Source organism: Acinetobacter celticus (genome assembly GCF_001707755.1).
Lineage (GTDB): Bacteria > Pseudomonadota > Gammaproteobacteria > Pseudomonadales > Moraxellaceae > Acinetobacter > Acinetobacter celticus.
The window spans coordinates 1-4158 of sequence record NZ_MBDL01000007.1 but is presented as its reverse complement, the minus strand read 5'-3'; the positions used below and the strand labels follow the sequence as shown (position 1 = coordinate 4158).

At 37.3% G+C, this 4158-nt stretch carries 3 protein-coding genes; 2 read left to right on the top strand and 1 reads right to left on the bottom strand.

Translation table 11 applies throughout. The annotated features are described in order from the left end of the window. Positions 1–1063: 1063 nt before the first annotated feature. On the top strand, positions 1064–1378 hold the full coding sequence (locus BBP83_RS04215; RefSeq protein WP_068886170.1) for a hypothetical protein: 315 nt from the start codon (positions 1064–1066) through the stop codon (positions 1376–1378). A gap of 66 nt (positions 1379–1444) precedes the next feature. On the opposite strand, the gene BBP83_RS04210 is transcribed toward BBP83_RS04215, so the two are convergent. Then, positions 1445–2134: a hypothetical protein gene (locus BBP83_RS04210; RefSeq protein ID WP_068886169.1), complete on the bottom strand. Its 690-nt coding sequence runs from the start codon at positions 2132–2134 to the stop codon at positions 1445–1447. A gap of 209 nt (positions 2135–2343) precedes the next feature. On the opposite strand from BBP83_RS04210, the gene BBP83_RS04205 reads away from it, so the two are divergent. Continuing rightward, complete coding sequence (locus tag BBP83_RS04205; RefSeq protein ID WP_068886168.1) at positions 2344–3900, top strand: MobA/MobL family protein; 1557 nt, start codon at positions 2344–2346, stop codon at positions 3898–3900. Positions 3901–4158: the final 258 nt, after the last annotated feature.

Genomic DNA, 4158 nt, shown 5'->3' with positions numbered 1-4158 from the left:
ATCTGACAGCACTGCAGTTTTTTTCATAAAAAAACCGTCTGCAGTTGAACTGCAGACGGTTTTTCGTGTAAATTCAGCGGTACATAGTTATTTGATGTTACAAGCATCAAATAACGAAGATCAGCAGAGTTGGAAGCTCGTACTGATTTCACACTAGGCTTGTACCTGAACTGTATTTTCACCTGAAAACCATGTTTGATCAAGTCGAAAAGTCAAAAATCTTCGTTATTCAATGTTTTAAAGTTCATCATTTAAGCAACAAAATGTTTGTAGCTGTTAATTTCGCTCGATTTTTTGTTCGACTTCGCTAGTTCTGTGTATACCGCAAGTTTGTAAGTGCCTTCGGGGCTTGAGGTCGTGCGATTCATGTGTGCAGGTGGACACGAGTGACGGCAGGCGCATGAATTAGAAGACGATGATGCAGAAATGCTAGTCAGCCACGTACTGATGTATTGCACTAACGTGGCATCGCTGGGAATAGCGCAGGTAATCGCAAACGGTTGTACGAGATAATCGGCACGAGATGCGAGCCTGTGTAGAGAGAAGCGAGTGCGGGAGGTTAGTTAGAACCTAAATATCTTTCTTGCGAAATGGACTAAATGCGACCCATTTTGTGTCGATTTGAAAGCGATGTCGGCTCCGTCCGAACACTTTTAAACGGCAATATTCATCTACTTTCGTTTTTTTAGCGGAGGTAGGGTGAATATTGCCGAAAATCTGCTCAATCTCACCATCCGAAGCGAACGAAGTGAAGCAAAGATGGTGAGTAGAGCAGATTAAGAGCATTGCCCTTTTCGGTATTTGATAAGTAATAGGGGTTGAGGTCAGGCGGCCTTTTTTGTTGTCCTGAGAAAAACAATTCTGCTTAGGCTAATTTCATTATTATTTTATATACTTATTAAATTAAAAAAAACTAAACAATTCAAATACTTAATTACATGAAAACAGAAAGTTTATGCTTTTGATTCTGCCCCCCTCAGACAACTCACCATACGATTCTGATACTAAAAGATTGGGGGTTAAACTGGAGTAAAATATAAACATCTTCTAAGGAAATTTTTATATGCAAAATATAGAGAAAGTCATTAACAGTGTCTTTGATATTAACGATTACAACTTTAATCAATTATCAGAAATACGTTCAAAAGCTAAAGAAATAATAGAACCTCTTTTAGCGTTCCCTGCTTTAAAAGACCACGTAACAAAGTATATAAATGCTTTTTATATAGATGATGAAGCTATAGAAAAAGGATTGGATATAGTGAAAAAAATAGCTAAAAATATTCAAATGGAAATAATAATTGAGGATATAGAACAAGTTAAGATGAAAATAATTGAATTAAAGAAAGAATATAAAGCACAGAAAATAATCTATTGAAGATGCCCTTTTGAGGTAACTTGACCCTGACTTTGTCAGTTCCAAAAGTTACCTCAAAACTGCACCTCAATTTTTAAACGGATTCCGTGGATCTAATTTTGCCTTTTTAATTTCTTCTTGTACTACTTGAGTTTCAGCGATTTTATTGTTCATCCAGTCCAGATTATTTTCATTTTTACTTTCAGTCCAGATTTGACGTGCTGAACTTCCTAGCTTTTCGTTTTCAATCATTGTTTTTAAAGTATCAAGGACTTGGTCATCGTTTAGATTTTGATAAGTAGATTTCATCCATTTCAAACATAAATCGCCAATAAAATATTTTTTTTGATCAGCAATTTTACGGGGTGATTTTTCTTTGGCTTGAGTAGCAATTCGCTGTTTAATTTTATTCTCTGCGAATTTTACGTCTATTTTTTTTCGTTGAGCATCGAGTAGGTCAAGCATCGAAAAAAAGCTATCAATCTCTCTTTGTTGACTGAGTTGGATAATCGTTTTTTCAGTTGAATTGTGATTGCTCTTGTCTAGGATCTCTTGAAGCAAATCTAGATTTTTAATTGTTCTTGAAACTAGATAACTAGTTTTTTTGATGAGTTCGAGTTGAGTCTCATCCAGATTATTAAAGTCATTTGTTGAAAGCATGTCTAAACATTCAGCTTCTTTTTTTCGTAAAAAGTAAGACTCTTTTAGAAGGCTCAAGTCACTGAACAGAGCGTTAATTTCATCGCTTGAGATTTGCTTTTTGGGACGACCAGCCATCATGACTCCACATTTTTTTTGAATTAAGTCCAGTCTAGGCCCATTCTCCCGGTTTATAAATTAATTCTTTTGCTTATGCAAAATAAATAATTTATCTCGTCTCCGTGTTTATGAATTGACACTACCGCCCAAGGGCGGTAGTGTCAATTCATAAACACTATGACTCGAAGCAAAAGCAAAGAGCAAAAGCAGAAAAGGGGATGTGAAAAATGTTCTATGCAGACTTAAAACATAACGTCAAAAACAAGACAAACAGCAGAGGAAAAAAAGCCCCGACTTCTGCAAATGGTTTTTTTTACATTACGAGAACTGCCCACTTTTCTAAATCAAAAACAGGGGAGGAAGTCGAATGGGTAAAGTCTGGGAACATGCCCGAATACGCCAAAAGTGACCCCAAAAAATTTTGGGTAAATGCCGACCGCTTCGAACAAGAAAAGGGGCGAACAAGTTCGACTTTGACAATTGCATTGCCGAATCACATTTCTAAAAAACAGCGAATCGAGTTAGTGCAAAAATTCATTGATGAGTTTGCAAATAAAAATGGTTTTGCATTCACTTGCGCTATTCACAATCATAAAAGTTCGATTGAAAATAAAGACCAACCGCATTTGCATTTCATGTATTCAGAACGTCCGACTTTGAACAATGAAGATATGCACCCAAAACAATTTTTTGCTCGATACAATGCCAAAAATCCTGACCGTGGCGGAGTCCGAAAGTTATCGGCTGATGCCCTTGGTTTCGGAAAAAATCACGTTGATCACATACGAAAAACGACTGAAAACTTAATCAATGATTATCTTTCAGAACATGCACCGACCAAAAAAATAATCCTGAAAGACGTTGAAATTGAAGTGCCGAGCCAAGTCAGTTGTTTATCTAATCGTGAATACAATAAAAAATTTGGTACTCAGCTAAAAGACGTTGAGCAACTGCCACGGTGGAAAGTTCAAGATCCAAAGTATACGGAGGAAATTGCAGACAAACTCGAAGCGATCAGAGCTGTTCGAGAGCATAACAACATGCAGTTGTATTCAAAATATTATGAAGCCGAGCTTGCTAGAACCGCACCTGAAGCCGAGACCCGGACAGCTGCAGAAGTTTCTGCAGCTCCCCAGGTCCCGATTTTGTCTGAGACTCAAAAACCGCAGATTAGTGCTGAAAGCGAAGCTTTCAAATTTAGCGAGACTTTGGACGTTGAGAGACTTGAAAAAGCAGTGTCGTTTGATGAAAAGTTATTGCGTGTAATGCAGTCAGTACGTGACTTTGCAGACTATGACTCGACACAAAACATCAAAGCGCAAGACGTGCGATATGGCTACTCACAGAACGCAGACAACAAAGTATTCGTTTTTAATGTTGCTGATGTGTCAGAAACACGCTTAAACGAGCGTTTTAAAGAGAATTATACTAATTACTGTGGGAACATGCTAAATGCGCTAGAAACGCATTACAGCGCAAAAATAGACACACTCAAAGAGTCATTTTCGCTGAGCATCTCAGATTTTGATTTGAAAAGTGTCATTGCCTATCATGAACAACATGAAAAAATATTGGCTCAGATTGTTGAGCCAATTAAAGGCTTTTGGTTGAAGTCTGAAAACGAAGTTTTCAAGACTCAACTTGTCTCTTTAGAAAACAAAGAAATCCTTATAAATTCGGTACTTGATCAAGCAAAGCAATTCAAATCGAGTCACAGAAAAGAAGCGCCAGCAGCAGAGCAAAACAAGCCTAAAATCGAGTCACAAAACCGTTTAGAGTTCTAAGCATCTGACAGCACTGCAGTTTTTTTCATAAAAAAACCGTCTGCAGTTGAACTGCAGACGGTTTTTCGTGTAAATTCAGCGGTACATAGTTATTTGATGTTACAAGCATCAAATAACGAAGATCAGCAGAGTTGGAAGCTCGTACTGATTTCACACTAGGCTTGTACCTGAACTGTATTTTCACCTGAAAACCATGTTTGATCAAGTCGAAAAGTCAAAAATCTTCGTTATTCAATGTTTTAAAGTTCATCATTTAAG

Excerpts from the sequence above, each read along its gene's own strand:
- BBP83_RS04215 (WP_068886170.1), top strand. The coding sequence starts at position 1,064 with ATGCAAAATATAGAGAAAGTCATTAACAGTGTCTTTGATATTAACGAT.
- BBP83_RS04210 (WP_068886169.1), bottom strand. The coding sequence starts at position 2,134 with ATGGCTGGTCGTCCCAAAAAGCAAATCTCAAGCGATGAAATTAACGCT.
- BBP83_RS04205 (WP_068886168.1), top strand. The coding sequence starts at position 2,344 with ATGTTCTATGCAGACTTAAAACATAACGTCAAAAACAAGACAAACAGC.